The sequence below is a fragment of the Sphingomonas segetis genome, assembly GCF_009720245.1.
Classification (GTDB): domain Bacteria; phylum Pseudomonadota; class Alphaproteobacteria; order Sphingomonadales; family Sphingomonadaceae; genus Sphingomicrobium; species Sphingomicrobium segetis.
Genome location: NZ_WJSQ01000138.1, coordinates 1 through 7,287 on the forward strand (window position 1 = coordinate 1; position 7,287 = coordinate 7,287).

The following is a 7,287-nucleotide window of genomic DNA, read 5'->3' on the forward strand; positions in this document are numbered from 1 at the left end:
GGCCCGATGCGCAGCAACCGGTGTGGAATGCGCCGGCGCCGGAGGCCCGGGAGCAGCCCGCGCCAGGGCCCGCGATGGCGCCCTCGCGTCTCGGGGAAGACGACGTGCCGCTGCCGGCGACGCCGCGCGAAGTCCGCAATATCATGCTGGCCGAGGCGAGTCCGTTGCTCGCGCTCGCTGCCGGCATCCGCTCGGGCCGCGTTCGGATGAGCATGCCGCGTTTCCATCATCGGGCGACCGAGGTGATTGCGGCGTTCGATCAGGTGATCGCGCAGCATTACTCGAATGAAACCAGGCAGCGCGCCAAATATGCGGTCTGCGCGACGATCGACGATATCGCCCAAAACCTGCCCGGCACCGGCGCCCATGCGGCCGAATGGGCACGCCGCAGCCTGGTCGTGGGCTTTTTCCACGAGAACATCAGCGGCGATCGTTTCTGGCAGCTCGTCGACGATATGCTGCGCTACCCGAACGACAACCGCGACCTGATCGAGCTTTGCCACGCGTGCCTCGCGGCGGGCTTCGAAGGCCGCTTCCGGGTGATGCCGGACGGCCAGCGCCGCCTGCACGAAATCATGGCGCGTCTCCAGGGGGCGCTCGAGCATGTTCGCAACTTGTCGCCAATCGAAATCGTGCGGGAATGGAAGGGTGAGAAGGCGCCGCTGAGGCGCGTCGGCTTCTGGGCTTATGTCGGCATGGCTGCCGCTGCCGCGGCCGGGCTGCTTTTCCTCGTTTACGCGGTCATGAGCCTGATCCTGATGAACACCGGCGAGAGCCCGGACAAATCGGTGGCCGCGCTGATGCCCGACACGCCGCTCGGCCTCTCGCGCGCTGCAGCGGTCATGCCGATGGGCGACAGCGCGCAACTGGGCCGGCTCAAGAAGTTCCTGGAACCAGAGATCCGGCAGCATCTAGTGAAGGTGCTCGAAGACGGGCAGACCGTCCGCGTGCGGACGACGGTCGGGCAATTGTTCAAGTCGGCCGATGATCAGCTCGAGCCGGGCAGGGAGGCGCTGTTCGATCGGATCGGCAAGGCCATCGAAACCGAGCGCGGGCCAGTCACCGTCGAAGGGCATGCCGACAGCGACCGCGTCTCGAGCCTGAGGTTCCCGGACAATATGGCACTGTCCGAAGCGCGCGCCGACACGGTTGCAGGGATCCTCCGCCGCAATCTCAGCAAACCCGATCGCGTGACCACCAAGGGTTACGGCGACAGTCACCCGATCGCGAGCAATTCGACCGCGGCGGGCAAGTCGCAGAACAGGCGTGTGGAGGTCGTGCTGCAGCGCACTTATTAGGAGACGTCGGTGAAGCGTTTTTTCACCAGCTGGTGGTTCCTGACCGGACTTGCGGTCGCGATCCTGATCGCGCTGTTCCTGTTCGGCCTGCCCATCTTCGTCCACTTCATGCGGCCGTGGTGGGTGCGCATCGCCTTCTGCGCGGCGGTCGTCGTCATCTGGCTGACCATCGCCTTCTTCCGCCGGCGCCGGGCGCGGCGCGCCAACGCCGCCATCGCTGCGGAACTCTCGAAGACCGACCCCGCCGACGAGGAAGAAAAAGCGCTCGGTGAGCGCATGAAATCGGCGGTTGCGTCGCTGCGCAGCGCCGGCGGCAAGCGCCGCAATTATCTCTACAGCCGCCCCTGGTACGTCATCATCGGCCCTCCCGGTGCCGGCAAGACGACGGCGATCGTCAACTCGGGCCTGCGCTTCCCCTTTACCGAACAGAGCCTCCAGGGGGTCGGCGGCACGCGCAACCTCGACTTCTGGTTCGCCGAGGAAGCCGTGCTTGTCGACACGGCGGGCCGCTACACCACGCAGGACAGCGACCGCGCGGTCGATGCGAGCGGGTGGAAGAGGTTTCTCGCACTGCTCAAGAAGTACCGGCCGCTTCAGCCGATCAACGGCATCATCGTATCGATCGGCGTCGACGAGCTCATTCGTTCCGACCGCGCGCACATCGACGAGCATGCGGCGGCTGTCCGTCGCCGGCTGCTGGAGCTGAGGCAGTCGCTCGAGGTCGAAGCGCCGGTCTATTTGATGGTAACCAAGGCCGACCTGTTGGCCGGCTTCACCGAATATTTCGCGGACCTCGATTTCGAAGGGCGCCGCGCCGTTCTCGGGTCGACGGTTCCCTACAGCCGCGGCAGGGCGAGCGCCGACGATCTCGCCAAGGCGTTCGACCGCATGGCGCAGAGCGTCACCGACAGACAGGCGAAGCGGCTCTACGAGGAGCCGGACTCGCAGCGGCGAAGCTTGATCCTCGGCTTCCCCGCGCAGCTCCAGTCGCTTCGGGCCAGGCTGATGCGCCTGGTCGACGGTGCGTTCCTCGGCGGCGAACTGCCGGGCGGAGTGCTGCGCGGCTTCTATCTGACGAGCGGCGTGCAGGAAGGCGCGCCGCTCGACCGCATCCTCTCCGGCATGGCGGACGTCTACGACCGTCCGGCTTCGGCAAGCGCGGCCGGTGCGAGCGGCAAGGCCTATTTCCTCAACCGGCTGATGTCGGAGGTGATGTTCACCGAAGCCGGCCTCGTGCAGATGGACCCCGCGGCGCGCACGCGCCAGCGCGTCCGCCTGACCGCCGCGGTGGGTGCCGTAGCGGCGATCGCCCTGCTGACGATCATCGCGTGGACGGTCAGCTTCAGCGGCAACCGCAAGTTCCAGGCGGCAATGATCGAGCAATCCGCCGCCGTGACCCAGGAAACGAAGCTGGCGGGACTCGACCTCGTCCAGGTTCGCGACAGCGACCCCGACCTTCGTCAGGCCATCCCCGTGCTCGATGCGCTGCGCGACATGCCGTACGGCTATGAAGTGATGCGCACCACCGGCGTCCCGCTGCGCATGCGCGTCGGCCTGTTCCAGTCGGGGCTCGCGTCGTCGGGGAGCGAGGCGTACCGCGAGGGCCTCCGTCGAATCATGCTGCCGCGGCTGCTGCTCAGGCTCGAGAAGCTCCTCCAGGCGAACCGCAACGATCCGATGAACCTGTACGAGCCGCTCAAGGTCTATCTGATGCTCGGCGGCCAGGGTCCGATGGATTCGAAAGCGGTCCGCAACTGGGTCACGGCCGATTGGGAGAATGAGCTTTACGCCGGCTCCGACAGCGCGTCCGACAGGGCGGCGCTGGCAAAGCACCTCGACGCGCTGTTGGAGGACAAGGACCTTGCCGCGGCGTGGCCCGACCGCAAGGCGCCGCTCGACGGCGGCCTCGTCAGCGACACGCGAACCTTGCTGCAGACACTATCGCCATCCGACCGCGCATACGCCGTGCTCAAGCAGAAGGCGTCGCTCTCCGGCGCGCCGTGGATGATGAGCGGCATCCTGTCGCCGGGCGACGTCAAGGCGTTCGCTCAGCCCGATGCGGTGCTGAACGCGAAAGTGCCATATTTCTACACCCGTGCGGGGTTCGAGAAATTCTACACGGTCGCGCTCGCAACCGTACAGCGTGACGTCACGAAGGATGCCTGGGTGCTCGGCAGCAATGCGGAGAGCGTTCGCGCCGACATCGGCAACATCCGGCCCGGCGTCGCCGGCCTCTACGCGCGCGATTATATCGACGCGTGGGAGAAGGTGATCGCGCTGATGCAGCCGGCGGATTATTTCAACGACCAGGTCGCCTTCGGGGCGTTCACGCGCGAGCCGTCGCCGCTCGAGCGCGTGCTGCTCGAAGTGCGGCGCAACAGCAATTTCGAGGGCGGTGCCGCCGCGGTTGGCCGTCGCGCGCTGCAGCAGAAGCTGAACAGCAGCCGCTACGGGCGCTATGTCGGCGATTACAATGCCGGCCGCGAAACCGGACTCGATGCTGGCGGCTCGATTCAGAGCCACTTCGAGGAAATCGCCGAATATGTCGGCGATGGCAAACGCGATTCGCCGCTGAGGCAATTCGTTGCCGCGGTGAGGGATGCAGGCCGCGCCGTTTACGCCGCGCGTTCCGCAGTCGCGTCCGGCGCTGCAACCGACGAGCTCCAGACGGCGATGGCGACGGCGGTCACGAGCGTGAAGCTGGCGGGCGGTTCGGCTCCCGCGCAGTTGCAGAGCTTCGTCAAGGCCGCCGGCGGAAGCGGAACCCGAGCGCAGGTCAAGACTGTCAGCGGCGCCGTCGCAACCTCTTGGTCCCAGGCGGGAGCGGCGTGCGAGGGGGTCGCCGATCAGCGCTACCCTTTTTTCGGTGCCTCCCAACAGGACGCGCCCATGCTTGACATGATGCGGGTGTTCGGTGCCGGCGGGACGCTCAGCTCCTATGTCGACACGAAGCTCAAGACTCTGATCGACACGAGCGGGCCGATATGGCGCTGGCAAGAGAACAATCCGGTTACTGCCGGCATGGATCCGGCCTCGCCCGAAGAGTTCGCCAAGGCGGCGCGCATCCGTGATCTGCTCATGTCCGGCCTCGCGCTCAAGGTCACCGTCGAAAAGTTCGGCAGCGACACCGACGCCGTCGAGATTTCGTCGGGCAACAGCACCCAGCGGCTCGACCACGAAACGCCCGGCCCACGCATCGTCTCCTGGTCGCCGCAGGGCAATCCGGAGGCATTCGTCGCCATGTATCCAGCGGCGGCTGAAGCGGCCGCGCCGGCGCCTCCGGCCGCCCCCGAAACAGGCAGTGCTCCGGCAACGCAGAGCCCTGACCCTCTGGCGCCCAAGGCAGTTCCGGCGGCGCGGATCAGCGCCGAAGGCCCCTGGGCGCTGTTCCGCTTGATGGACAAGGCCGACAAGCAGAATGCCGGGCCGCAGGCGATCCGCGCCACCTTCCGGTCCGGCCCGCACTGGGTGACGCTGCTGCTTCAGCTACCGACCAGCGAGAACCCGTTCGGGCGCGGCGGAATCTGGTCGTTCCGCTGCCCGACCGCGCTGTGAGCGCCGCGATCGTGATCGGCAAGCTGCCCTCGCACGGCGACTTCGTGGCCCGCGGAGTGAGCGCGGGCGAGCGGCACGAGCTCGACGAGTGGCTCGCCGGAAGCATGGCCTCCGCGCGCGAGGAGTTCGGCGACAGGTTCGACGAAGCGTTCGACGAGGCGCCTCCGTTTCGATTTGCCTGGAGCGACGAGTGCTGGACGGCCGGTGCGCTTGCCGCGTCCATCGATTCCGCGGGGCGCCGATTTCCGCTGCTGGTGGCGCGCGGCGACCTTGCACAGGAGCAGGTCGGCCCGGCTGCCAGGCTCTGCGAGGAAGCGGCGTCGGAAGCGATTGCCGCGGGCTGGACCGCGGATGAGCTGCTGCAAGCGGTCGCAGCCGCGGAGATCGCGCCGGGCACTTCGCAGGTGATCGACGGCTGGTGGAACGAAGATCTTGGGGATGCCGGACCCAGGCTCAAGGACCGCCGGCCGGCAGGGATTTTGTCGCACATGCTCGCATCGGTGGCGGGAGCTGCTGCATGAACACCGTCAATCTCCGGCCCTTCACCGGGGTCAGCACGCACCAGGGGCAGGTCCGCGATCATAACGAGGACGGCTGGTTCGCTTCGGAAGAGCAAGGGTTGTGGGCGGTTGCCGACGGCATGGGCGGTCATGAAAATGGCGAATGGGCGTCCGGCGTCGTCGTCGAGGCGCTCGGCAAGCTACGGCTCGACCGGGAATTCGAGGATTGCTGCGACCAGATCGCTGAGGCGCTCCACGAGGCGAACGAGGCGATCCAGAAGGAATCGTCGGCAAACGGCAAGCAGATGGGCACGACCGCCGTCGTGCTGTTCGTGCGCGGCAGCCGCTTCGCCGTGCTGTGGGTCGGCGACAGCCGCGCTTATCTGCTTCGCGACGGCGCGCTCCACCAGCTCAGCAAGGATCACACCCAGGTCCAGGAAATGGTCGATCTCGGCATGCTCGAGGCGGACCAGGCCCATCTCCATCCGATGCGGCACGTGCTTGCGCGGGCGATCGGAGTGACTGCCGAGATCCAGGTCGACGCCATCCTCGACGAAATCGAAGCCGGCGACACCTTCCTGCTCGCGAGCGACGGACTGCACTGTTGCGTCGGCGACGATGTGATTGCGCGCATGCTCGCCGGGGCCTCGCTCGATGCGGTGACGAACGATCTGGTCAACGAATCCCTCGACCAGGGCGCACCTGACAACGTCACCGTGGTCGCGGTAAGGTTCCGCGAGGCGACGGTGCCGGCCATGGCGGGCGGAGGGCAGTGAGCGAAGCCGACGACAAAGGAGGCAAGCCGCCGCCGGAGGAGCAGCGAACCGTCTTCGTGCCGCCGCGTCGTCCGGCCGCCAGTCCGCCGGAGCGACCTCCATCCGAGGACCCGGGCCCGGACACGGCGGGCAGCGCCGCTCCCGCACCTCCCGACTGGAACGCTCCCGATGACGGAAGCGGAGACAAGACCGAGTGGGTGCCTTTCGAACACCCGGCCGATAAAGGACCGCCGGCCAGTGAAGCGCCCGCGTCGCGACCATCTCAGGCGACCAGTTCTCCCGGCGCCGCCGGTGCCCCGGCCAAGACGACGATCGAGATCGGCGACTGCCTGAACCACATCTACGAGGTGAAGCGCTTCATCGCCCGCGGCGGCATGGGCGAGGTGTTCGAAGGCGTGAACGTCACCTCGGACGAGCGGGTGGCGATCAAGGTCATGCTGCCCTCGCTCGCAGCCGACCCCAACGTCATCGCGATGTTCCGGCGCGAGGCGCGGTCGATGACCAGGCTGCAGCACGAAGCGCTCGTCCAATATCGCGTGCTGGCGCAGGAGCCGCAGCTCGGAATCCTCTACATCGTCACCGATTATATCGACGGCACGCCGCTGTGCGACGTGCTCGCAACGGTGAAGCCCTCGCCCGAGCAGCTCGAGATGCTGCTTCGTCGTCTCGCCTCGGGGCTTCGCGCGGCCCATCAGCTCGGCGTCCTTCACCGCGACATTTCGCCCGACAATGTGCTGCTGGAGGGCGGCCAGATGGAACGGGCGAAAATCGTCGACTTCGGCATCGCCAAGGACCTCAATCCGGGCTCGGCGACGATCATCGGCGACGGCTTTGCCGGAAAGCTCGGCTACGTTGCCCCAGAGCAGCTCGGCGATTTCAATCGCGAGCTCGGACCGTGGACCGACGTCTACAGCCTCGCGCTGGTGATGGCGGCGGCAGCGGTCGGTCACGACCTCAAGATGGGCGGCACGCTCGTCGACGCGGTCGACAAGCGCCGCGCCGGTCCCGACCTGTCGGGCGTGCCGGAAAACGTGCGGCCGGTGCTCGCGGCAATGCTGAGGGCCAACCCGGCCGAGCGGCTCCGCTCGATGGACGATGTCATTGCAATGCTGGATGCGCGCCGCGCGCCGCCGCCGCCGACGGCTCCCGCCGCGGCGA

The 7,287-nt window shown here is 67.3% G+C and carries 5 protein-coding genes; all 5 read left to right on the forward strand.

Annotation, left to right across the window (positions count from 1 at the left end; all coding sequences use genetic code 11):
• Positions 1 to 1,298 (forward strand): type IVB secretion system protein IcmH/DotU (gene icmH, locus GH737_RS11770; RefSeq protein WP_230558785.1); only part of this gene is annotated, 1,298 nt, incomplete at its 5' end.
• 9 nt (positions 1,299 to 1,307) lie between these two features.
• Positions 1,308 to 4,853, forward strand: coding sequence for a type VI secretion system membrane subunit TssM (gene tssM / locus GH737_RS11775; protein WP_155265001.1), 3,546 nt, complete (start codon positions 1,308 to 1,310; stop codon positions 4,851 to 4,853).
• The gene (gene tagF, locus GH737_RS11780) at positions 4,850 to 5,374 is read left to right on the forward strand and encodes a type VI secretion system-associated protein TagF (protein ID WP_196233132.1); all 525 of its coding nucleotides are present in this window, start codon (positions 4,850 to 4,852) and stop codon (positions 5,372 to 5,374) included. The genes tssM and tagF overlap by 4 nt, the downstream gene beginning before the upstream one ends.
• Entirely contained in the window at positions 5,371 to 6,129 is a 759-nt protein-coding gene (locus GH737_RS11785) for a PP2C family protein-serine/threonine phosphatase (protein WP_155265003.1), read from the forward strand. The genes tagF and GH737_RS11785 overlap by 4 nt, the downstream gene beginning before the upstream one ends.
• Positions 6,126 to 7,287 (forward strand): serine/threonine-protein kinase (locus tag GH737_RS11790; protein ID WP_155265004.1); only part of this gene is annotated, 1,162 nt, incomplete at its 3' end. The genes GH737_RS11785 and GH737_RS11790, both read left to right, overlap by 4 nt.

Coding starts and splice junctions, on each gene's coding strand:
- GH737_RS11785 (WP_155265003.1), top strand. CDS start 5,371: ATGAACACCGTCAATCTCCGGCCCTTCACCGGGGTCAGCACGCACCAG.